Source organism: Ruegeria sp. CE12, assembly GCF_056537525.1.
Genome location: NZ_JBQFRS010000018.1, coordinates 1 through 22,532, shown reverse-complemented (window position 1 = coordinate 22,532; position 22,532 = coordinate 1). Strand labels below are relative to the sequence as shown.

18 protein-coding genes and 1 pseudogene are annotated in these 22,532 nt (G+C 55.2%); 6 read left to right on the top strand and 13 right to left on the bottom strand.

The window, feature by feature from the left end:
- Positions 1-15: 15 nt before the first annotated feature.
- The 8 genes from ACR0IO_RS22455 to ACR0IO_RS22420 form a co-directional block, all read right to left on the bottom strand.
- Positions 16-282: a CBU_0592 family membrane protein gene (locus ACR0IO_RS22455; protein WP_155139334.1), complete on the bottom strand. Its 267-nt coding sequence runs from the start codon at positions 280-282 to the stop codon at positions 16-18.
- On the bottom strand, positions 283-1,431 hold the full coding sequence (gene argE, locus ACR0IO_RS22450) for an acetylornithine deacetylase (protein ID WP_480744981.1): 1,149 nt from the start codon (positions 1,429-1,431) through the stop codon (positions 283-285).
- Between the two features lie 183 nt (positions 1,432-1,614).
- On the bottom strand, positions 1,615-2,553 hold the full coding sequence (locus tag ACR0IO_RS22445) for a LysR family transcriptional regulator (protein ID WP_480744979.1): 939 nt from the start codon (positions 2,551-2,553) through the stop codon (positions 1,615-1,617).
- A 24-nt stretch (positions 2,554-2,577) separates the two neighbouring features.
- A complete protein-coding gene (locus ACR0IO_RS22440) occupies positions 2,578-4,074 on the bottom strand; it encodes an aldehyde dehydrogenase (RefSeq protein ID WP_480744977.1) in 1,497 nt (498 codons plus the stop codon).
- A gap of 14 nt (positions 4,075-4,088) precedes the next feature.
- A complete protein-coding gene (locus tag ACR0IO_RS22435) occupies positions 4,089-4,763 on the bottom strand; it encodes a DUF1028 domain-containing protein (RefSeq protein WP_480744975.1) in 675 nt (224 codons plus the stop codon).
- Between the two features lie 88 nt (positions 4,764-4,851).
- A complete protein-coding gene (locus ACR0IO_RS22430; protein ID WP_170337187.1) occupies positions 4,852-5,268 on the bottom strand; it encodes a RidA family protein in 417 nt (138 codons plus the stop codon).
- 22 nt (positions 5,269-5,290) lie between these two features.
- Positions 5,291-6,568, bottom strand: coding sequence for a flavin-containing monooxygenase (locus ACR0IO_RS22425; protein WP_480744973.1), 1,278 nt, complete (start codon positions 6,566-6,568; stop codon positions 5,291-5,293).
- 329 nt (positions 6,569-6,897) lie between these two features.
- Entirely contained in the window at positions 6,898-7,689 is a 792-nt protein-coding gene (locus tag ACR0IO_RS22420; protein ID WP_480744971.1) for a helix-turn-helix transcriptional regulator, read from the bottom strand.
- 168 nt (positions 7,690-7,857) lie between these two features.
- Here ACR0IO_RS22420 and ACR0IO_RS22415 point away from each other — a divergent pair, with 168 nt between their 5' ends.
- Positions 7,858-9,927, top strand: coding sequence for an oxidoreductase (locus ACR0IO_RS22415; protein WP_480744969.1), 2,070 nt, complete (start codon positions 7,858-7,860; stop codon positions 9,925-9,927).
- Here ACR0IO_RS22415 and ACR0IO_RS22410 read toward each other — a convergent pair.
- Genes ACR0IO_RS22410 through ACR0IO_RS22400 form a run of 3 tightly spaced genes read right to left on the bottom strand, consistent with a single transcriptional unit; the run spans position 9,924 to position 12,212 of the window.
- Complete coding sequence (locus ACR0IO_RS22410; protein ID WP_480744967.1) at positions 9,924-10,052, bottom strand: hypothetical protein; 129 nt, start codon at positions 10,050-10,052, stop codon at positions 9,924-9,926. The genes ACR0IO_RS22415 and ACR0IO_RS22410 overlap by 4 nt on opposite strands.
- Before the next feature lie 46 nt (positions 10,053-10,098).
- The gene (locus tag ACR0IO_RS22405; RefSeq protein ID WP_480744965.1) at positions 10,099-11,457 is read right to left on the bottom strand and encodes an ATP-binding protein; all 1,359 of its coding nucleotides are present in this window, start codon (positions 11,455-11,457) and stop codon (positions 10,099-10,101) included.
- Positions 11,454-12,212: a response regulator gene (locus tag ACR0IO_RS22400; RefSeq protein WP_480744963.1), complete on the bottom strand. Its 759-nt coding sequence runs from the start codon at positions 12,210-12,212 to the stop codon at positions 11,454-11,456. The genes ACR0IO_RS22405 and ACR0IO_RS22400 overlap by 4 nt, the downstream gene beginning before the upstream one ends.
- Before the next feature lie 130 nt (positions 12,213-12,342).
- Here ACR0IO_RS22400 and ACR0IO_RS22395 point away from each other — a divergent pair, with 130 nt between their 5' ends.
- The 4 genes from ACR0IO_RS22395 to ACR0IO_RS22380 all read left to right on the top strand — a co-directional run bounded on the left by ACR0IO_RS22395 (position 12,343) and on the right by ACR0IO_RS22380 (position 18,922).
- Complete coding sequence (locus ACR0IO_RS22395) at positions 12,343-13,701, top strand: efflux transporter outer membrane subunit (protein ID WP_480744961.1); 1,359 nt, start codon at positions 12,343-12,345, stop codon at positions 13,699-13,701.
- A 1-nt stretch (position 13,702) separates the two neighbouring features.
- Positions 13,703-14,845, top strand: coding sequence for an efflux RND transporter periplasmic adaptor subunit (locus ACR0IO_RS22390; protein ID WP_480744958.1), 1,143 nt, complete (start codon positions 13,703-13,705; stop codon positions 14,843-14,845).
- The gene (locus tag ACR0IO_RS22385) at positions 14,842-17,979 is read left to right on the top strand and encodes an efflux RND transporter permease subunit (RefSeq protein WP_480744956.1); all 3,138 of its coding nucleotides are present in this window, start codon (positions 14,842-14,844) and stop codon (positions 17,977-17,979) included. Before ACR0IO_RS22390 ends, ACR0IO_RS22385 begins: the two co-directional genes overlap by 4 nt.
- Positions 17,980-18,070: 91 nt before the next feature.
- On the top strand, positions 18,071-18,922 hold the full coding sequence (locus tag ACR0IO_RS22380; protein ID WP_480744953.1) for a MipA/OmpV family protein: 852 nt from the start codon (positions 18,071-18,073) through the stop codon (positions 18,920-18,922).
- A gap of 153 nt (positions 18,923-19,075) precedes the next feature.
- Here the strand turns inward: ACR0IO_RS22380 and ACR0IO_RS22375 are convergent.
- Both ACR0IO_RS22375 and ACR0IO_RS22370 read right to left on the bottom strand, forming a co-directional pair.
- A pseudogene (locus tag ACR0IO_RS22375) lies at positions 19,076-19,192 on the bottom strand (IS5/IS1182 family transposase); the annotation flags it as partial.
- A 400-nt stretch (positions 19,193-19,592) separates the two neighbouring features.
- A complete protein-coding gene (locus ACR0IO_RS22370; protein WP_480744950.1) occupies positions 19,593-20,525 on the bottom strand; it encodes a LysR family transcriptional regulator in 933 nt (310 codons plus the stop codon).
- Positions 20,526-20,620: 95 nt separating this feature from the next.
- Between ACR0IO_RS22370 and ACR0IO_RS22365 the strand changes: the two genes are divergently transcribed.
- On the top strand, positions 20,621-22,276 hold the full coding sequence (locus ACR0IO_RS22365; protein ID WP_480744947.1) for an ABC transporter substrate-binding protein: 1,656 nt from the start codon (positions 20,621-20,623) through the stop codon (positions 22,274-22,276).
- Positions 22,277-22,532 lie beyond the last annotated feature (256 nt).

Here is a 22,532-nt window from a genome sequence, read left to right as displayed (position 1 = left end):
GGGTCGCGGCGCGGATCAGTTCGCGCTGCGCACATTCCGCCAGATTGCCAAAACGGCGATCAGTAGAAACATCACTTCGATCACGATCGCACCCAGGTTCGGGCGATAGATCAAGGACACCATCACCAAAGCGCCACCAACGATGTTGCAGGCGTTAAACAGCACCTTGTCAGCGGGCAGTATGCCGCGAGTTGCCAGATAATAGGCGCATACGATGATGATTGAACCTATCAAACCAATCCCATCGGCCAGTACAAAATCCTGCAACATTTCCAAAGTCATCTACAGGCTCAGGTCTTCGAGAATACGATCCATCATCGCGTCACAGGCGGTCAGTTGTGCAAGATCAAGATATTCGTCCGGTTTGTGCCCCTGACCCTCCATCGAGCCCGGGCCGCAAACAATGGTTGGAATACCCAGTTCGCTGAAGAAACCGGCCTCGGTTCCGAAGGCGACTTTGGTCGTAGCGTTGCTTTGCGCGAGCTTTTGGGCATAGGCAATAACAGCCTCGGTTTCCGCAACATCCAGCCCTGGATATGCATTGTACTGCTCGACCTCGACACGTGCCTCTGCAAAGCGGGGACGGTAGGATGCACTTACCCGCTCGGCCGCTGCCTGAATCTGGTCGAGTATGTCTTTTCCGCGATCAGAAGCCAGATGCCGGTACTCAAAGGTCAACTCGGCCCTGTCCGGAACGATATTAAGCGCTTTGCCGCCTGACAGCATTCCAACATGTAATGTGGTGTAGGGCACTGAGTAGGCCGGATCGGTGTTGCCGTTTGTCTCAAACGCCTTTTGCAAGCTGCGCAGTTCGGACACAAAATCTGTCGCCAAATGCAGTGCGTTCACAAAGTTGGGGGCCAGTGCAGAATGGCCGTTCTGGCCATAACATATTGCCCGCAACGCAGCCTTGCCTTTGTGACCGATCGCGACCTGCATCTCGGTTGGTTCACCCACGAAACAGGCGCGCGGTTGACCAAGCATCGGAGCCAGGCGTTCCAGCATTTGCTGAATACCGACGCAGCCAACCTCCTCGTCATACGACAGAACAATCTTGAGCGGTTCTCGCAGCTTTGACGCTTCTGCCCGATCAGCCAGAGACAAGACCGAGGCGACGTAGCCCTTCATGTCCGTAGTCCCACGCCCGTAGACACGATTACCTTCTCGTGTCAGGCGGAAAGGATCTTTGGTCCAGCTTTGCCCTCCGACCGGCACAACGTCTGTATGGGCTGAAAGCAGAACACCATCGCCATCGGGCCCTTTTTCTGCATAGAGACCTGTCTTGTCGCCGGATGGATCGGTTATACGATGCACGGCAAAACCACGTTGTTCGAGATAGTCCTCGACAAAAGCGGCCAGCTCGAGGTTCGAGTTTTTACTGACGGTGTCAAACGCTATTAGCTTGTCGAGCAGATCTAAAGTTGTCGTCATGTGATTGAGGCCAGTTTGAACCTAATTGTTGCTCTTCTCCATCCGCTTTGGGGCGAACAGAGTAATTTAATACAGAGTGCTTTGGCACAATTCTGGGTTTCCAGTCTAAAGCCTCTGGCAGATTCATAAAACTGGATTACCCAAACTACTGATTAGGAAAAATCGAACTACAATGCGTGCTGATCAACTGGCAGAAGTGGTTTGCAGAAAGGGCAAATTTCCCGCTTCGACCGTGGTTTTGCAATGGTCTATGAATGCTGCCATGGTGTTGGTTTCATTTTCGATCCGTGCCTTGAGCAACCCGAATTTCATTGGCCTCAGATCGCCGGTCAATGGTACGAAAATCAGCTTTTTCCCATCCGGGGACAGGTTATTCAGCGGTCGGACGTTGGCAATTGAGAACCCATATCCGTTTGCGACCAGACTGCGCATGACCGACATATCGCTGGTGCGTTCGGCCACATTGGGTTTGATATCCGCCTGACGGAAGAAAGACAGGAAATAGTCGCTGCTATAGGGCAGATCCAATAGCACCATTGGCGAGTCTTTCAGATCACTTATGGAAAGCGTTTCTCGCTGCGCGAACGGGTGCCCTTCGTACAAGACGACGTAGGGTGGCAGATCAAGCAATGGCAGAAATTTGAGATCTGCGGGAATATCAAGATCGTAAGTCAGTGCGATATCAAGTTCTGCGCGGCGCAGTTGACTGAAGATATCCGCCTGATTGAGCTCGCGTTGTTCGATACGAACATCGGGATACAGTTCTTCAAAACCACGACGAAGCCCGGGTAGGACGATCTGTGCAAAGGTAACCAGACAGCCGACTGACAGGATGCCCTGAACTTTGCCGGTTATATCACCGGCGAGTGTCGACAGAAGCTCCACTTCTCGCAGCACAAACTCGGTTCGCTCCAGGAATTTGTGACCGGCTTTGGTCAGCGACAGGCCCCGGGCGTGTTCGCGAACAAACAGATCCAGACCAAATTCGGCCTCCAATTGGTTTATCGCCGCCGAAATCGACGGCGACGAAACATTAAGGACCTCGCTTGCGGCCGAGATGCTGCCAGCCTTTCCCACAGCCACGAAATATTCAAGTTGGCGCAGAGTGTATCTGAAAGGCAAGGCCGTATCCCTGAGGTTCGAGGATCAAACCTTGTACTTGATCCAAGTTGTTTTCAAAGCAGTATACTTCTCAAGGGAATGCAATGACAAATCCCGTCCGAAGCCAGACTGTTTCATGCCGCCAAACGGGGTCTGAGCGGACAATGCATCTACTGTGTTGACCGATACCGTGCCGACCATCAGCTTATCCGAGACCCGGCAGGCCCGGCTTAGTTTGTCGGTCCAGACAGATGCAGCCAGCCCGTATATCGAGTCGTTAGCCATCGTTACAGCTTCGTCTTCGCTGTCGAAGGGGATAACCGACAGGACAGGACCAAAAATCTCATCGCGCGCCAACGGATTGTCGTGGCTCACATCGTCAAAGATCGTGGGTGCAATGAAACAGCCTTTTCCATCTACGGTGACCCGTTCACCACCAGCAACAAGGTTAGCGGTTTTCTTGCCTTCCTCGACAAAGCGCATGATGCCTTGTGTTTGCTTTTCATCCACGATGGCACCCATCTTCGAGGCCGGATCCAGCGGATCGCCGGGCTGCATGGCCCGCGCGCGTGCGATCATCTTCTCGACAAACACGTCCTTGATCGAGCGCTCGACATAAAGACGCGAATTGGCCGAACAGACCTCACCCTGATTGAAGAAGATGCCAAAGGCCGCCATGTCGGCCGCAGCGTCCAGATCCTCGCAATCAGCGAAGATCAGGTTCGGGCTTTTGCCACCGGTTTCAGGCCAAACCTGTTTCAGGTTGGATTGGCCAGAGTATTGCATGAACATTTTGCCGATTGCGGTCGATCCGGTGAAGGCAAGACAATCCACATCCATATGCAGACCCAGCGCTTTACCTGCGGTGACGCCAAATCCCGGCACCACGTTGAATACACCATCAGGCACACCGGCTTCGGCAGCCAGCTCTGCTAGACGCAGCGCGGACAAAGGTGACTGTTCGGCGGGTTTCAATACAACCGAGTTTCCGGCTGCCAGTGCAGCGGCGCCTTTCCAGGTCGCCATATCCAGGGGGAAGTTCCATGGCGTGACAGCGCCGACCACCCCTAAAGGTACACGCGACACAAGGGCCAGATCACCGGGACCGGTCGGGGCAACTTCATCATAGATCTTGTCGATCGCTTCAGCATACCACTGAAAGAAATGCGCAGATCCCGGCGCATCAATGGTCACCGCATCGGTAACCAGCTTGCCCATGTCCAGACTATCAAGCAGGGCCATCTCTTCTAGGTTTGCACGGATCAGGTCGGCCAGCTTGAGCAAAATGGTCTTTCGATCGCCCGGTGCCATGCGCGACCAGCGGCCATCTTCAAAAGCCTTGCGCCCTGCCGCCACGGCCCGATTGATGTCTTCTGCATCGCCCTCGGCGACCTGCGCCAGGATTTCGCCGTTTGCAGGGTTTATGCTGTCGAAAGTCTTACCGGATGCGGCGTCGACAAATTTACCGTCGATAAATGCCTGCCCGCGGATTGAGAGGTTGGCCGCGCGGGCTTTCCAGTCTTCGTGCGTATTGTCCAACATGGTCTTCTCCCTGATTATTCGTCTCCGGGAACGCCGTAAGACGGCGCCTCACGCGGATCGATTGCGCGCTGGATGTAGGCGTCCAGCTGCGATTTGTAGATGTCCCAGGCCGTGGCGATGTTTTCGATGGGGCAGTCCTCGGTCCAGTCACAGCGCAGATCGGCGACAGGCCAGCTGACCTTGTCGACGATCTTCATGCCTGCTGAATGGACCGGCCCCGCCTCACCGCCAGCCGCCAAAGCAGCCTGCATTGCTGCAATCAACCGATCGCCAATATGACCTGACGATGCCAGAAATCCGTCGACGATTGCTTGTGGAACGCCATCGTTGTCCAATAGGTTCCCACCAGAAGCGACGTTTTCACCCTGCGTCTGCGTCCAGATCCCCAATGAATTCGGACCCGAATGAATGGCTGTCCGCCCTTGGGAATCTACCGCCAAAACCTGTCGATACTCGATGAAACTTCCGCGCTTCTTGACTTCTTCAACCGCCTGGGGCGCCGAAAGACCCAGTTCCATCAAGTCCAGTGCCAAAGGGCCAAGGCTGGGGTCTGTCACGTTCTGTGACGCCACAGCCCCGACACCTGCGCGCGCAAACGAACAGCGTGCAGCGACAGCAGGTGAAGAAGATGAAATTGCCAACCCGAACATACCGGTGTCCGGGCAGCGAGCGACCAGAGAAAAGGTCATGCAAATCTCCTGCTAGATACGAGTTCGCAACCGGGCCGCGACGAAGGGGAGAGGGGCGCGGCCCGGTTGTTCTGATCAGCTGAGCTGATCAATCGGGAATGACAGCGGTGCCGTCGATTTCGACCAGCCAATCGGGGCGTGCCAAAGCCTGAACCACCAGACCGGTCGAGACCGGATGCACGCCTTTGATGTATTCGCCCATGGTGCGATACACCGCCTCGCGATGGCGGACATCGGTGATATAGACGACCACCTTGACCAGATGTTCCATCGAACCGCCGGCTTCTTCGATCAACTGGCGGATGTTCTGCATGACCTTGTGGGTTTGCTCGACCGGGTCGTGGCTGTCGATGTTGACGGCATCGTCCAGATTTTGTGGGCATTGGCCGCGCAGGTAGACTGTTTTGCCACCTTGGGTCACGACGGCCTGACACAGGTCGTTGTCCAGGTTCTGCTCCGGATAGGTATCCGATGTGTTGAACTTGCGAATGCGGGTGTGGGCCATTTTGGTATCCTGATTTTCGGTGTTATTCAGCGGCGGTGGAAACGATGGCCGCTTCACCGTCATAGTCCTGATAGGCCCGCTGGATCGCGATCTGGTCTGCGATGTACTTTGCATCATGCCATACGCCCCAGATGAAGGTTGATCCGCGGCGCGACTGCCACGGCAGCCCCAGGAAATAGATATCCGGCTCGACCGAAACCCCGCGCTGATGGATTGGTGCGCCCCGTTCGTCAAAAGCATCTGCCTTGATCCAGCTGAAATCCTGACGGAATCCTGTTGCCCAGATGATTGTGGTAATGCCTTCCTTGGCAAGGTCGATTGATGCAAGCGGATTGGTCAGACAATCGGGATCTTGCCAGGACTGTCGCGCTTCGGGCTCTTCGGGCAGGTTTAGCCCGGTGCGGTCTACATAGGCATCTGCTGCATCGAGCATTTCAAGATAGTTCGCGTCTCCGGCAGCGACGTTTTTCTGAAGGTCATCAGCAAAGCTCAACACACCGTTTTCGAAACCCTGAGTCAGGCCAACAAGAGTCACGCCTTCACCTGCCAGACGGCGGAAATCCATCGTATGGCCGCCATAAGCGCCGCTGACCGAGATCGTGACATGCTCGGTACCGGGTTTCATCGCTGCCATGTCCCACAGGCCCAGAACACCCAACCACCAGACAAAGTCGCGCCCACGGTACCGGCGCGGAGGCCGATCATGCGGACCAACCGACAGGAACACCTTGCGGCCAGCACGGTTCAGCTCATCCGCGATCTGGGCACCTGACGAACCGGCGCCAACAACCATCACAGCGCCTTCTTTCAGCTGACTTGGGTTCTTGTAGTAGAAGGAATGCAGCTGATCGATACCTGCAGTCTCGGGAACGATTGGTGGAATGACAGGGTGTTGGAATGCACCGGTCGCGGCAACAATGCGTTTTGCCTCAATTGCTCCTGCAGAAGTTTCAACACGGAACCCGCCTTCACCCGGAAGGCGTTCAGCCTTGAGGACCTCGATGCCCTCACGAATTGGTGCGTCGACCATTTCGGCGTATTCTACAAGGTATTCGGCAACCCGATCCTTGGTCACGAACGCGTCAGGGTCATCCCTTTTGAAATCAAGATTGGGAAAGCGATCATGCCAAGCCGGTCCATTCGCAACCAGCGCATCCCAGCGCCCCGTTCGCCATGCTTCGGCGATGCGGTTCTTTTCCAGCACAAGATGGGGCACATTGTTATTTCCCAGGTGTTCGCTCAGAGCGATCCCTGCCTGACCTCCGCCAACAATCAGCGTGTCCGTTCTCTCCAATGCCATTTTTTGGTTCCCTTTTAATGTTCTCGGCCGGTCCATAGGACCGATGACGGCTTGAAAGCCGGACCAAGCCGATTTGGCACTTCTCGCTCCGCTGAATGGGCGGACAAACGAGAAAAAACCAAATACCGACAGCGGAAACAGACCCTGTTTTAGGCCCGAACCTCGACATCGTGGCTCCACCTGTTCGTGGATTTTCGTGCCGGTCCAACACTCCTAGCGCGTTTCAGGGATAAAATTTCACAACTTCAAAACAGGCGAAATTACTGTCTAACTTACCCTTAGTTAGGCTGTGACTAATCTGGTAGATTTCCTGCATATTTCCGCAGGGGTTAACGGATCTGAGACAGAAACGGTGCGATCAGATAATAAAGTTCGCCCTGAGATGAAATCTGGCATTTCTTATATAATTGCTTGCGAATGACCTTTACGGTCTGCGGGCTGATCCCCAAGGTCAGACCAATAGAAATAGATGAATGCCCCTGCAGGATCAGCAGCGCGATCTCTGATTGTCGTGCGCTCAGGGAGATGTCTTTTTCAGCCGATAGCCGGTCACGCAGAGACTCTACCGTGCTTTCCGGCGATCTGTCATTCTCCGAACGGAGTTTACGCCAGTTCTTTCTGACCAGAGCGTTGACAACCGGCGCTATGTGACTTGCGCTGGCAATATCGCGCGATGAAAACTTTGAAGCGGTGGTTGCGTCCCGGCCGATACAGACTGTCACGCCAACGCCCGGATAGGGGCTGCAATAGAATGCCAGTTCATCCACCAACGTGGTGCGTTCATAATAGGATTTATAGTATTCGTTGCGCTGAAACTGATCCGGAGCCACATCGGCCAGCCGGTAGAGGCCATCACCCGCATCTTTCCGGAATAGTCCGTAGAATGGATCCAGCAGATAGGCTCCGTTTACATAGTGGCTCCCGATCCGTTCGAATACACGTCCTTCGGAAGCGTGGGTCAGAAACACCTCGGGTTCCTGATTCTCGAAAAAAGCCAGGATCGTGATATTGTCGAAACGACAGGACCTGGCCAACCAACTGTGCAGTTCCTGCGGAAAAGCCTGTGTTTCAATTGCAAGAATAGCCGCTGCCAGAAGTTCAGGTGCCGGAGACTGGTTCACCAATTCATACCTCTCTGGGGGTATATACCCCTAAATGTGAGATGAATTAGGATTTGTTGCACATAACAGGGGTATAAATCCAGCCTGACGCGGTTGCGGCCATGAAAGCCCGGATCCGGAAAACGCCAAGTGGAGATCACCCCGCCAGATGTCCAAGGGAGATCCAGCATGCGTGATCCACGCTACGATGTTCTGTTCGAGCCAATGAAAATTGGCCCACTGACTGCCAAGAACCGCTTTTATCAGGTGCCACATTGTAATGGTGGTGGCTATCGCGATCCGTCCGCTGCTGCTGCCATGCGCGGGATCAAGGCCGAGGGCGGTTGGGGCGTGATCTTCACCGAACAGTGCGAGATGCATCATACCTCGGAAATCACGCCTTTCATCGAACTGCGCCTGTGGGAGGACAAGGACATCCCGCAGCTGCGCAAAATGTCGGAAAAGATGAAGACCCACGGCGCGCTGGCCGGTATTCAGCTGGCGTATTCGGGCATCAACGGGCCGAATTTGTACACAAAAGAGGTACCATTGGCGCCGTCCGCCCTGCCAATTCGGACCTTTACCAACGACCCGGTACAGGCACGGGCGTTGTCAAAATCGGATATCAAGGACTTGCGCCGCTGGTTCGTGAACGCAGCGAAACGGTCAAAAGAGGCTGGCTTTGATCTTATCTGCCTCTATGGCGCGCATGGGTTTGGCATATTCCAGCACTTCCTGAGCCGCGCCACCAACCAGCGTAACGATGAATATGGCGGCAGCCTGGAAAACCGTGCCCGGTTCAGTCAGGAAGTCATTGCGGACATGCGCGATGCTGTCGGTGATACAATGGCGATTACGTTGAGGGTGTCGTTGGACGAAACAATCGGCGAACTGGGTTTTTCGAACGCTGAAGTGCGCGATTATATCGAAATGAACAAGGACCTGCCTGATCTCTGGGATCTGGCGCAAGGTACCTGGGAAGATTGCTCGGGGCCGTCGCGGTTCAAGGAAGAGGCGGCACAGGAACAGCTTGTACGCGGTATTCACGAATTGACCGACAAGCCTATCGTTGGCGTTGGTCGTTTCACTTCACCGGACGTGATGGCCCGGATGATCAAGTCCGGCACGTTGGATTTCATAGGTTGCGCACGCCCTTCGATTGCAGACCCTTTCCTGCCGAAAAAGGTTGAGGAAGGCCGGATCGATGATATTCGCGAGTGCATCGGCTGTAACATCTGCATCACTGGTGACATGACCATGTCGATCAGTCGTTGCACACAGAATCCAACTTTCATGGAGGAGTGGCGCAAAGGTTGGCACCCTGAAAAGATGAATGACAAAGGCGACAGCTCCAACGTTTTGATCGTTGGTTCGGGTCCTGCGGGGCTTGAAGCGGCCTGGGCGCTTAGTCGCCGGGGTTATGATGTCGCCGTCGCTGAAGCAAAAGATGTAATCGGCGGACGTGTAACTCGCGAACGTACTTTGCCGGGGCTCAGCGCCTGGGGGCGGGTCGTGGACTACCGCGAATACCAATTGCAGCAGCGACCGAATGTCGAAATCTATCGGGAGAGCGAACTGGATGCAGACAGTATCCTTGAGTTCGGGTTCGAGAACATTTGCATCGCGGCCGGTTCGACTTGGCGTCGGGACGGAGTATCGCGTCAGCACGTTGTCCCCATGCCAATTGCCGAAGGGGCTAATGTGCTTACTCCGGATGATCTGATGGACGGTACCATCCCATCTGGTCGCGTCGTGGTTTATGACGATGATCATTATTACATGGGCGGTGTACTGGCAGAGCTTCTTGCCAAGAACGGTGCGCAGGTGACATTGGTGACGCCGTCAGCCTATGTCAGCGACTGGACCAACAATACGCTGGAACAGGTTGCCATCCATCCGCGGTTGGTTGAGGCCGGTGTCGAGATTGTTCTGAACCAAGGCATCACCGAAGTGCACAAAGATCACGTGGTTTCGAACTGTACCTATACAGACCGGACCTGGAAGATCGAAGCAGATGCCGTTGTCATGGTTGCTTCCAGACTTGGTAATGACAGCATTTACGAAGACTTGTTGCAGCGGCGTTCCGAATGGATTGACGCAGGGATTCAGTCGGTGAAGATTGTAGGCGATGCGAGTGCTCCGGGTCCGATTGCCTGGGCGACCTATGCGGGTCATCGATATGCACGTGAACTGGACGGGCCGGATATCGGTGATGCCTTGCCCTTCCGCAGGGAAATCACAGAGCTGGCCGTCGACTAGTCCGAGATTGTATCGCCAAGTGTGACGAGAGCTTTCGGTGCGCCGAAGGCTCCGTCTTCAACGTTGATGTTTTTGATTCCGTGATAGAATTGCGACAGAACCTTGGCGCTCCTTAACCAGATCAAGCGAGTTTCCTTTCCTCCTAGAGGGAAAGACACCGTCTGTTTGATATCACAGCGGCAATATGGCTGTGATCCGAAACCCGCGCTCCAGATTTGACGGGATAAGGTCACCACCGTGTTTGCGCACGATCGAACGAGCAATTGACAAACCCAGGCCAACAGAACCCTCAGTGACTGAACGCGCCTGATCCAGGCGGGTGAATGGGGTGAAAATCTCTTCGAACCTGTCTTCAGGCACGCCATCGCCACTGTCTTCGATTGTGATGCAAACGCGGTTTTCATCCACTTCAAGCTGGACCCGAGCTTCGTGGCCATATTTGATGGCATTGCCAACAAGGTTGGATAAAGCCCGTCGAATACTCACCTTGCGACCAAGATAGAGACAGGTTTCAACCGAAGACGTAAATGCCATGCCTTTGGTTTCGGTCGCCATTGCATTGAGCATGTCAACCAGATCGAACTCTTGCAGTTTCTCTTCGCTGATGTCCTGTTTGGCAAAGGTCAGGAAGCTTTCGACCATTGTCTGCATGTCATCGAGTGTCTCGATCACCTGACCCTTTAGCTTTTCATTTTCGATGAACTCTGCCCGCAGCCGAAGTGACGTGATCGGAGTACGCAGATCGTGGCTGATCGCGGCCAGCATGGTCGTTCTGTCCTGAATGAAACGATGGGTGCGTTCCTGCATCGTGTTGAAGGCAGTCATCACCGACGACAGTTCGCGGGGTCCGGTCTCGGGCAGGGGGTCGATATCTTCGCCACGGCCGACCAGATCTGCTGCGCTTGAGAGCTCGCGCAAGGGGGCTGTCAGTCGGCGCGTGACAAGTGCGACAACGATGGTGATCCCGATGATTGTCAGGAACACCGAAAAAATCACCGGCGCCAGCAACACCGGAGCCTCGGGGGAAGGTGGGCCGACAGCTGATAACCAGCTTCCATCATCGTACCTCACAAATGCTTCCCAATAGGGGCAATCCGATGATCTCAGGGATTCCGTCAGCAGAAGAAAACAGTTCTCTTCTGCATCCTGATACCAGAACCGAATGATGTCCCACAGGCTGACGGGTTGGGATGCGATCTGGACGGGCGCGTCGAGGAACTCGCGCAATCCTCTGAGAACTTCTTCATCTGATTGTTCAAGCGGAACACCGCGGGGCTGGAGCCTAAGGCTAAAGACAATATCCGGATTGGACACGTTCTTCAAAAGATGCTCACGTTCTTCGTGGCTCATATGGGTGCTTGATTTGTAAACTGCAGCGATACGGCCAAGGACATAGGTCCGCTCGTACTGATCAATCTTGCCGTCTGTTTCGACCATGAAAGTGGCAAGCATCAGCACTTGCGCCAGCATGACCGAGCCGACCATCAGGACCAGGAACTGACCCGCCAGCGTTCTGGGGCGCCATTTCATATCTTAACCACATCACACGAAAACAGATATCCGCCACCCCAGACGGTTTTGATGTATCGCGGTTTTTTGGGGTCGGTTTCGATTTTGCGGCGCAGTCGGCTGACCTGATTGTCGATGCTGCGGTCAAACACTGTGGCGGTGCGATTGCTGACATGATCCAGCAGTTGATCGCGGGTCATCAGAATGCGCGGGTGGCGCAGAAACGTGGTTAGAAGACGAAACTCGATGCTGCTCAGTTCCGTAGTCTGATCGGGCAACCTGTCGTTGGTCAATGTCTGGGTGTTGGTATTCAGCAGCCAGTCGCCAAACCGGATCGATCCGGCCTCAAGCTTGGAGTATGTGCGCGGCAGCGCGTTTGCGCGGCGCAAGACACCCTTGATGCGCGCCACCAGTTCGCGCGGGTTAAAGGGTTTGGTGACATAATCATCTGCGCCCATCTCAAGGCCGATGATCTTGTCCATGTCGTCTGATACTGCGGTCAGCAGGATTACCGGGGTACCGATCGTCTCGCGAATACGACGACAGACATCCAGCCCGCTTTCGCCCGGCATGAGAATATCGAGGATGACCAGATCGATTTCCTCGCGCCTGAGAACGGCAAACGCCTCCTGACCATTGGCTGCCTGACTGACACGGTATCCGTGTTTGCGAATGAACTCGGCCAATGGCTCGCGGATGTTGCGGTGGTCGTCAACGATGAGAAGGTGCTGGTTAGACATATATCCGGACGGTTGGCTCTGGGTTTTTACGGGCATAACGCAGCGATTGCGGTATGCAAACGCCGTTATGTATCAAAATGCCTCAACGCGGGATGCTGATACAGTTTGATACAATTTTCGTTTTCCCTGACAAACACCGGCGACAACCGCTGCCTAGGTAGGCGGCATGAAGTCAAGATATCTGATCACAGGCGCCCTCACTCTGGTGCTGACGGGCTGCGCAGAGTTCACCCCGCCCCCGGACCGCAATGCGCAGGCCGTGTTGCAGCCACCTGCGCAATTTGCTGCCGGGCAGAGTGGCCCGACAGCGCTGATCAAGGGGATGAACGACCTGTTCGACGATGCACAGCTGACGGGTATCGTGAACCGCGCCTTGCAGAACAATCCCGATGTTCAGCTGGCTGCCCGGCAGATGGAGCTGGCCGGCTTCAATGCCCGGATTGTGGGTGCATCGCTGTCGCCCAGTGTTTCCGGCTCATTTAACAACACCCGTACAGGGGGCAGCGGTCCAACCGGTGGAACTTCAAGGCCGTCGCTCGATGTCAGTTGGGAGGCAGATGTCTGGGGCCGATTGCGCGATAGCAGATCAGCCGCGCGCCTCGACGCATCTGCCGAGGCTGATCAGCTACAGGCCGTCCGCGCCTCGATCGCGGCGCAGGTCATGCAGAGCTGGTTCGAATATGCCCGCGCCTCTCAGGCCGTAGCACTGGAATCCAGCCGCCTTGCAGCTTTGAAACAGCGCGAGGAATTCGTTCGACGCGACTATCGCGCAGGGGTGGGATCTCTGGACGACCTCTCCGCCATTCGCCGCGATGTGGCTCTGTCGCAAGAGGTATTGCTGGCCAATCAGGGTACACGAAATGAGGCGGCCCGGGTGCTGGAGCTGTTGCTTGGTGAATATCCCGACGCGATGATCAAGGGTGCGCCCCGTCTGCCCCGAATTGGTGCCGCGCCACGAGCAGGTGTACCAGCCAGTGTTCTGACCAATCGCCCTGATCTGCGGGCGGCATGGTCGCGGGTTGAAGCGGCGGACAAACGGATTTCCGTGGCCCAGAAAGACCTTCTGCCACAGATCAGCCTGACAGGATCATTGGGGTCAACGACGTCTGATTTCTCGGACCTTCTCAGCGGTGCCACTATCTGGACTTTGGCAGGTCAGCTAACCGCGCCGGTCTTTGATGGCAGCCGCCGGAAAACCGAAATACTCGCCTCGCGAAACCGCGCTGATCAGGCCTGGATCACCTATCTGCAAACCGCCTTGCGCGCCTTTTCCGAAGTGGAACAGGCCCTTGATCAGGAACGTTTGCTACGGAGGCGTGAGGCAGAGCTTCGTAAGGCAGTCGAACATGCCAAAACCACCGCAGACCTGTTTGAAACGCGCTATCAGGCCGGGCTGACCAGCATTCTCGAACTGCTCAATGCGCAAAATGCAGTCTTCGACATTCGCGGGCAACTACTGGCGGTCCGCTCTTCACGTCTCAGCAATCGCGTCACATTGGCCCTGGCACTGGGAAAAGAGGTATAAAATGAAGCTGTTATTCGCAGGATTGGCATTGCTTGCCGCCATCGTATTCGTTGCAAGTGGAAATGAACCCGGACCGGTTCCTCAGGCCCCCGGCGACACGGCGACAACGGGACAGCAAGTTGATGTTCACGTGTTGCGTGCCTCGCACCAGCAGGATGTCCTGACCGTGTTTGGGCAGGCCCGGGCACGGTGGCAGATCAGCTTGCGTGCTGAAACCAGTGGCCGGGTTACGCAGGTTGCCGATGCCGCACTGGTGGGTGCTCTGGTGCAAAAGGGCGATGTTCTGGCCGAGATTGAAAATACCGGCCAGCAACTTGATCTTGCCAATCGCACCACTGCACTGGCTACCGCACGTCGCGTTCTGGCCGAAGAGGAACAGCGCGCCAGGATTGCGCAGGAAAACTGGGACGCTGCCGGGTACAAGGGTGATCCCGACCCGCTGGTTCTGCGCCTGCCTCAGCTCGAGGAGGCGCGTGCGGACCTTAACGCTGCGCGACTGGCTGCGGACCGGGCGCGCTATGTTCTGGATCAGACCCGCATCGTTGCCCCATTTGACGGTGCCATTCTCAAGCGTTCGGTCGGGCCCGGTGACCTGTTGCAATCGGGTGATGAGGTCGTCGAGCTTTATGACACCCAGAAAATGGATGTGGTCCTGACCCTGACTGAGGCCGAGGCAGCGCGGCTGTCCAGCCCGATCGGCAACAGGGTACGTCTGATCGCGACCCAATCTGGCCGGGAATGGCAGGGTGTTGTTGAACGCGTCGGACAGCGTATCGACGCGACCAATCGCTGGATTGAGCTGATCGTCTCGGTAAAGGAGCTGAACGGGCTTTTGCCGGGTCAGTTCCTGCGCGCCGAAGTGGATGGGCGCAGCTATGAGGATCTGATCGGAATTCCACGCGCTCTGATCGGACGCGATGGCGCTGTCTGGCACGTGGATTTTGACAATCAGCTGCGCCGTATGCCGCTGATACCGGTGTTTAGTCAGGGGGATCGCTCCTTTGTCGCGCCGGGCTCCGATTGGCCGCCAACATTGCGACTGACCCCGCCCAGTCGTAACTTTTTGAACGGCACCGCAGTTTCCCCGGTGTTCATGAGCGAAACAGATACCCTGAACCTCGCCGAAAACGGTGCCGGGCAATGACCGGTGGCCAAGACAAGGGCTGGATTGCATGGTTTGCTCGCAACCCGGTGGCTGCGAACCTGTTGATGGTCACGATCCTTGTAATGGGACTGACCACCGGCCTTAACATGCGGACCGAGGGGTTCCCGGCCTCGGACCCGCGCACGGTCACAGTTACGGTTTCCTTTGACGGCGCCTCGCCAAGCGATGTTGAGGAAGGTGCGGCAATCAAGGTCGAGCAGGCAATCAGCGGCGTGACCGGGATCAAAGAGGTTACATCGACTGTCACCGCCAGCGAAGCCACGGTGAGTGTCAGAAGTGTCGATGGCTACTCTCTGGATCGCCTCAAGGATGACATCGAAGCGCGTGTGAATGCCATCAATACCTTTCCGACACAGGTTGACCAGACCACGATCGCGGCCGAGCAGGAAGATCGCCATGTCATCCACGTTCAGGTCTCGGGCCATGCGGATCACAGGACACTCAAGGAAGCGGCGCGCCGTATCCGCCGTGAATTGCTGTCACTGCCTACGATCAGCAAGGTCATCACCGAAGGGGCGCTGGGATATGAGATCACGGTCGAGCTGAGTGAAGACAAGATGCGGGCCTATGGCGTCACCTTTGATGAGGTTGCCAACGCGGTTCGGGGTCGCTCGGTCAACCTGTCCGCCGGATCGCTCGAGACCGAGCGGGGGACTTTTATTCTGCAAAGCCGAAATCAGGCTTATTACGGCAGTGAGCTTGAGCGCACGGTCGTCCGCTCATCTCCCCAAGGGGGCGTGGTTCGCCTTGGCGACATTTCCGAAATCGTGGATGGGTTTGCCGAAGACCCGGTGATATCGATCTACAATGGCCAACCCTCAATCAGGCTGGATGTGCAGCTGACCGGAAAGGACAGTATCACGGCCGCGTCGGATAGTGTCACGGCCCATATTGACACGATGCAGGGTGAAGGCCGCATTCCCAACGGCGTCACGCTAGAAACCTGGTCGGACGAGGCCAAGAATATCCGTGACCGTCTGGCGCTGATGTCCCGCAATGCTCTGATCGGGATGGGTCTTGTGTTTGTAATGCTGGCACTGTTTCTCAACATACGCGTTGCGATGTGGGTGGCAGTCGGCATTCCGATCTCTTTTGCCGGAACCATTTATGTTCTGGGGCCGACAGGGTTTGACTATTCGCTGAATGATCTGACGACCTTCGGCTTCATTATCGTCCTGGGCATCGTTGTCGACGACGCGATCGTCATCGGTGAAAATATCTATGCGCATAAGGAACGTGATGGGGGAGGGGTCGAAACCGCTGTTCGGGGGGCGCTTGAGGTCGCTACACCCGCCACATTCGGTGTGTTGACGACGGTGGCTGCATTCTTTCCACTCACAATGATCAGTGGTGACTTTGGTGGACCGTTCAAAATCATCGCCGTTGTAGTGATTGTCTGCCTGCTGTTTTCACTGGTTGAATCCAAGTTGATCCTGCCCGCACATCTTGCCCATCTCAGGCTTGGCAACAACAAGCCTCAAAACCGCCTGACCCGCATCTGGGCTGGCCTCCAGAAAGCAATCGACAATGCGCTGAGCTGGGTTGTGAAGCGGGCCTATCTTCCCATTCTCAGGACGGCTGTGACCAACCTGACGGCCTCATTCATGGTGGCGCTGGCGATCTTTGTCGCAGCAATTGGTCTGGTAACACGTGGCATCGTCCCAACGCAGTTTTTTCCCGAACGTGACAGTTCGCAGGTCTATTTGAGCGTCACGCTGGAAAGTGGCACGCCCTCTGCAAGAACCCGTGACGTGGCGCGGCTGTTCGAGGAAAGCCTGGTGCAAACCGGAGAATTGTATCAGCAACGTTACGGGTTGAAAGAAACCCCCATTCTGAACCGATACACCTCGTCAACCCGCGCGGAAGAGGTGCAGATGACCGTCGAACTGACCAGCAGCACCAGCCGCAGTTTTTCTGCTGCCGACTTCATCGCGGATTGGCGGGCGGCGTCGCGATCACCTGCCGTGGTCACACAGCTCAACTTCTATACAGATGACGATGATTTCGAGGATCTGCGCATTGAGCTCAGCAATGCAGACCCGGTTAGAAATGAACAGGCGATGCAGACCTTAACCCAGTCCCTGAAAGAGGTCGGAGGGGTCAACGATATCAGAACAAATCTGGACAACAGTGTGATCGAATTGGGGTTCGAGGTTTTACCATTGGGTGAGCAGTTGGGGATCACCAACCTGAGCCTCATCTCAGAATTGCGGAACAGCGTTTATGGATTTGAGGCGCAAAAGATTCAGCGTGGTGAAGATGAAGTAAGCCTCAGGGTCCGGTTCCCACGTGACGCCAGAAACACGCAAAGCGATTTGGACCGCGTGTTGATCCCGACCCCGTCAGGCGGGATCATCCCACTGACCAGCGTGGCACAGGTAACCGCGCGTGAAACTCAGCAACAATTTGAACGCATCGACGGTCAGCGTATTCTGGCCCTGAGTGCGAAGGTTGATAGGGAAATCACCACACCTCAGGCGGTTCTGGATCATCTGCAAACGTCGATTTTTCCTGCCCTGCAATCGGACATTCCGGGGCAGAGCATTACAATCGCGGGCGAGGCCGAACAGGAAAGCGCTGCAACCCTGCAACTCATCAGTGGGTTTGGCCTTGCTCTGCTGACGATCTACGCCCTGCTGGCAATTCCGCTGCGATCCTATCTGGATCCGGTCGTGATCATGTGTGCCATTCCATTTGGCATCGTTGGCGCCATTCTGGGGCATCTGATTATTGGTATCCCGATCTCCCTTTTGTCCTTCTTTGGCATCCTCGCGCTTAGTGGTGTTGTTGTGAATGACGCATTGGTCCTGACCAGCCGCTATCGCGCCCGGTGCGACGAAGGTCTGGGATATGTCGAGGCGATCATGGATGCTGGTGCCGCCAGATTCAGGGCCATATTGCTCACATCGGTGACAACATTTGTCGGGCTCGCACCTCTGGTTTGGGAGACCTCTGAACAGGCGCAAATCCTGATCCCGATGGCGGTGTCTCTTGCATTCGGACTGTTGTTTGCCACCGTGATCACCCTGCTGATTGTCCCGGTGATGCTGGGCCTCAGGGACCGGATACAACGCAATCCCGCAAATCAGTCTGCAACTGCAATACCACTGTGACAAACAATTACAATTTAGCCTCTTGTCGGCAAACTTTGCAGACACATTGCGCCGAATTTACCCCCAACGAAAATCAGAACTGAGGAAGATCATGACCTTTTCTTCACCGGCACGCTTGCGCGTCGCCATCACGGTTGCGGCCATTGCCGGACCCCTCACAGCACATGCTCAGGATATCGGCGGATATAGCGATGAAGATGATGGGGGTGACTGGGACTTTTTCATCGGCGCAGGCGTCGGGTATGCACCCGAATATGAAGGGTCGGATCGCTACAAGACAGAGGCATTGCCCGGCTTTCAGCTAGTCTACCGCAATCGTTTTCTGGTGGGTCCGCAGGGTCTTGGCGTATTTGTCGTAGACGAGGAACGCTTTCGGTTGTCCGCGGCCGTCGGTTATGGCGGTGGGCGTAAGGAAAGCGACAGCACCTACCTGTACGGGCTGGGTGATATCGATGACGGAGCCGTGTTGTCACTTGGCACCCAGTATGATCTGGGCGGTGTTGTTGCCACTGCGGACGTGCAAAAGTTTCTGTCCGGTTCCGAAGGCACTTTGGTATCCTTTGGCCTGCAAAGTGAAGTTCCATTTGGTGTTGTTAGGGGCCTGTTGCTGCCTACCGGCACCAATATCAGCGACACCGTCGATGAACGGGGCCTCGCGCTGATCGGTGGTATTTCGGCAGATTGGGCGGACGGCAACTACAACCAGTCCTTTTTTGGTGTTACGCCCGCCCAGTCAGCCCGTTCGGGGTTGCAGACCTATTCGTCCGGCTCTGGTTTCAAGTCTGTGAATGTCGAATTCGGCTTTGCTAAGCCACTGGGCAAAAACTGGGGCCTGACCGGGATTGCCACATACTCCAAACTGTTGGGGGACGCTGCAGACAGCCCTGTTGTCAAATCGGATGACAGCCTTTCTGCCCAGCTGTTCGTAGGCTTCAATTTTTGAGATCCAAATTTTGAAGCCTGAGCGCAGGGTTCATATCCAGAAGATGGCAATGGTTGCGGGGCGGTGGCGGATACTCAAAATTCGGTCATTTGTCGCATGTGGTTGCGACACCCCACCAGCCCTTGAGCCTGCGGAAAATGATCTCTTTCTTATAAGAGCGTCACTGAACCAATCCGCATTATAACCTCGGTTCCCGAGCAGACATGCAACATTTGGGCGGGTGACGACTAATGCGCGGGTACCAAGGTAATCACTGATCTGACACGCGGTTGTGGGCGGGTTCAGCAGGCGCCGGGCGACGGGCTTTGAGATAGGTGAGATTGAGCATCTTGTGTGATTCATGCGCTTTAGGTGCGTCGATCAAGCAAGACATGCCTGTCGCTCTCTTTTCTGGTCGTGAACCGAACCATCGGCTCGAAAAGGACAGGTCTTGAGCGCAGAGTTACGTACCCCGTAAAACAGACTTCAACACCTGCAGCATGGCGCATGGTGAAGCCGGTTAGGGGCAGGAGCCAACTAACTCATTAGGTTTGTCAATGACTGTGTAGCATCGTTGCTTTCGCAGTGAGCTTCTGCTTTCCACCAGAAATGCTTGGTAGTTGCGCCTGCATTGAAGTTCTTCAAGCCGAGTTCGGCAAAGCACCACGTTCGACCGCACACCTGACATGTGCTATGTCGAAGAAGCTGTGAGAACTTGATCTGCGATCCAGTCGAAAACAAGTTTAGGTCCGCGGCCCGAGTCGGCATTGCTACGTGACATCACATAGCCGGCGTCGCTGGCAACTATGTCGTTCGTAACGGTAACCAGCGAACCTTTCTTGAGCAAATCGTCTATCAGACCAATCCACCCCAAAGCGACACCATCGCCAGACAAAGCAGCCTGGGTGACCATGTCATAGTTGTTGAAGCTTATGTAATTTTTCTTTCTTTCGCCCGTTACGCCCAAGGCATCAAACCATCCTTGCCAGGTTTGCCAAGCTGCGGTCGCAGGTTTCGACAAACTCAGAAGTTGAGCGTCCAACAAATCGGCGGAAGAACGAATTGGTCCAATCTTTTCTAATAGCTGTGGACTGCAAACGGCGGCGACCACCTCTTCCAAAAGTAATATTTCATCGGCTTTAATCTGCTCTTTGGGAGTGACATGGATCCGAATATCGCAATCAGTATCATCCAGATCGGGCGGTACGGTTGAGGCCAGAATCTGAATTTCGATTTCGTCACCGATTTCCTCTCGCAAATAACCCAGACGCGGAAGCAACCAAAAAGTAGAAAACGCAAAATCGGCTGATATCCGAACTCTGGGCTTGGTTTTGCGCTCAAGCAAAGACCCAACCGCATAACCCATTTGTGTCATTGCGGGTCTGACCACATTAAGAAGCCTGAGCCCTTCGTGAGTCAGTGAAACACCACGGTGCTCTCGTTTGAAAAGCACCACGCCCAGATCGACCTCCAAACCCTTGATCCGTTGCGAGATCGAGGACTGCGTCAAGCCAAGAGCCTCTCCGGCGCTCGTGAAGTTCCCATGTTTCGCAACCATTTCGAATGCATAAAGTGCCACCAGGTTACGACTTAGGCTGGTATTAATTCTGCTAATGTCATCCATAATTACTCAGCTACTGCAAAAAGAAGCGCTTTTGTACCAAAAACTGTGTCAACGGGCGCTCAAGCAGCCCTGTGAGAGAAACACGGGAGCCAATGATGACCAAACAAAGTCGCAACCAGACCATTCATCCAGCAATCGCTATGCATGCCGGTGAGGTGGCTGACGGAACACTCAGCCGTCGCGAATTTCTGACACGCGCTACAGCGCTTGGGCTGTCTGCATCGGCTGCTTATTCAATTATTGGTCTGTCTCAGCCAGCGCGAGCCGCAACAAATATTCAACCCGGTGGTAAAGTGCGTATTCAACAGGTCGTTCGCGCGCAGCTTGATCCGCCACTCTACAATTGGCCGCAGCTTGGCAACACTGTCCGAGGGTTTCTGGAATATCTGGTGCAATACAACGCGGACGGGACGTTCGAGCCCCGGCTATTGGAAAGCTGGGAAGTCAACGACGATGCGACGGAGTACCTTCTGCACATACGCCCAAACGTAAACTGGAACGATGGGCGAGGAACGCTTACCGCGAAAGATGTGGCCTATAATTTCAAACGTTGGTGTGACGGCACTTGGGAAGGAAACTCGATGGCCGCGCGCATGGGATCCTTACAGAATGACGCCGGTGATGGCCCCGCAGATGGCGCTTTGGAGATCGTCGACAATCTGACGCTTAAGCTAAAACTGACTCGGCCAGACATCACGATTATCCCGGCTGTGACTGAGTATCCTGCAGCCATTGTGCCCGACGGATGGTCCGGTGATCCGGCGAGTGATCCGGTTGGTACAGGTCCTTACAAGTTGGTCGAGTATCTGGTTGGCGAGAAGGTCGTTCTGGAAAAGAACACCGATCATGAGTGGTGGGGCGAAGGTGCCTATCTCGATCGGATTGAGTTCATTGACTACGGCACGGATGGTGCCGCACACCTCGCGGCTGCAGAGGCGGAAGAGATCGACATGACCTATGAAACGGTCGGAGAGTTTGTCGATATCTACGAAAGCATCGGTTGGAACCAAAGTGAATCTGTTTCGGCGAATACCATGGTTCTGCGCACAAACCGCGATGCCGAGGTTGACGGTGTGAAACCCTATGCTGATGCAAGCGTTCGTCGCGCGCTGGCGATGGCCTGCGACAACGCGGTTTTGTTGGAACTGGGCTATGCCAACCGCGGGACATTGGGCGAAAACCATCATGTTTGCCCCATTCATCCTGAATATGCTGATATTGGTGCCCCTGAAATCGATGTCGAAGGCGCGCGGGCCTTGTTGGAGGAAGCTGGCATGCTCGACTACGAGCATGAGATTTTCTCGATCGATGATGACTGGCGCCGCAACACGACAGACGCATTGGCTGCCCAGTTGCGCGATGCGGGTCTGAACGTCAAACGCACGGTGTTGCCGGGCAACACCTTCTGGAATGACTGGAACAAATACCCGTTTAGTTCAACCGATTGGGGGCACCGACCTTTGGGCGTTCAGGTTCTAACGCTTGCCTATAAGTCAGGCGTGGCGTGGAACGAGACCGGTTTGGCGAGTGCTGAGTTTGATGCGATGCTGGAAGAAGCTTCGGCCATCGCCGATGCAGAGACCCGGCGTGGACATATGGAAAAGATCGAACAGTTCATGCGGGATGACGGCACAATCATCCAGCCCTATTGGCGGTCATTGTATCGTCATTCCCGTCCTGGGGTGATCGGAGCTGAAAGCCATCCGATCAACGAGATTCACGTGCATAAACTGGCGCTTGCAGCCGAATAGAGCGAACGGAACAGGTCTAACTCCCCGGACTCACCGAGACCGGCGAAGCATGACAGCTGCGTCGTTGTTCTAGGTGGGCTCCCGGGAAAAATTCGGCAATCAGCTAAAAGTAATCAGATAGCTAAATCTGCAAAATCAACAACAGGGAGACGTTGATTATGGCGCTAAAGCCACCTCTTTCGGAACTTCCGATCAAGACCGCTGACAACGGTTTTTATCGGGGGTTCAGTATTAATGTGACGGTGATCAGCAAGAT

Excerpts from the sequence above, each read along its gene's own strand:
- ACR0IO_RS22365 (WP_480744947.1), top strand. The coding sequence starts at position 20,621 with ATGACCAAACAAAGTCGCAACCAGACCATTCATCCAGCAATCGCTATG.
- ACR0IO_RS22415 (WP_480744969.1), top strand. The coding sequence starts at position 7,858 with ATGCGTGATCCACGCTACGATGTTCTGTTCGAGCCAATGAAAATTGGC.
- ACR0IO_RS22395 (WP_480744961.1), top strand. The coding sequence starts at position 12,343 with ATGAAGTCAAGATATCTGATCACAGGCGCCCTCACTCTGGTGCTGACG.
- ACR0IO_RS22425 (WP_480744973.1), bottom strand. The coding sequence starts at position 6,568 with ATGGCATTGGAGAGAACGGACACGCTGATTGTTGGCGGAGGTCAGGCA.
- ACR0IO_RS22390 (WP_480744958.1), top strand. The coding sequence starts at position 13,703 with ATGAAGCTGTTATTCGCAGGATTGGCATTGCTTGCCGCCATCGTATTC.
- ACR0IO_RS22385 (WP_480744956.1), top strand. The coding sequence starts at position 14,842 with ATGACCGGTGGCCAAGACAAGGGCTGGATTGCATGGTTTGCTCGCAAC.
- ACR0IO_RS22370 (WP_480744950.1), bottom strand. The coding sequence starts at position 20,525 with ATGGATGACATTAGCAGAATTAATACCAGCCTAAGTCGTAACCTGGTG.
- argE (WP_480744981.1), bottom strand. The coding sequence starts at position 1,431 with ATGACGACAACTTTAGATCTGCTCGACAAGCTAATAGCGTTTGACACC.
- ACR0IO_RS22435 (WP_480744975.1), bottom strand. The coding sequence starts at position 4,763 with ATGACCTTTTCTCTGGTCGCTCGCTGCCCGGACACCGGTATGTTCGGG.
- ACR0IO_RS22380 (WP_480744953.1), top strand. The coding sequence starts at position 18,071 with ATGACCTTTTCTTCACCGGCACGCTTGCGCGTCGCCATCACGGTTGCG.
- ACR0IO_RS22430 (WP_170337187.1), bottom strand. The coding sequence starts at position 5,268 with ATGGCCCACACCCGCATTCGCAAGTTCAACACATCGGATACCTATCCG.
- ACR0IO_RS22455 (WP_155139334.1), bottom strand. The coding sequence starts at position 282 with ATGACTTTGGAAATGTTGCAGGATTTTGTACTGGCCGATGGGATTGGT.
- ACR0IO_RS22400 (WP_480744963.1), bottom strand. The coding sequence starts at position 12,212 with ATGCCCGTAAAAACCCAGAGCCAACCGTCCGGATATATGTCTAACCAG.
- ACR0IO_RS22405 (WP_480744965.1), bottom strand. The coding sequence starts at position 11,457 with ATGAAATGGCGCCCCAGAACGCTGGCGGGTCAGTTCCTGGTCCTGATG.
- ACR0IO_RS22440 (WP_480744977.1), bottom strand. The coding sequence starts at position 4,074 with ATGTTGGACAATACGCACGAAGACTGGAAAGCCCGCGCGGCCAACCTC.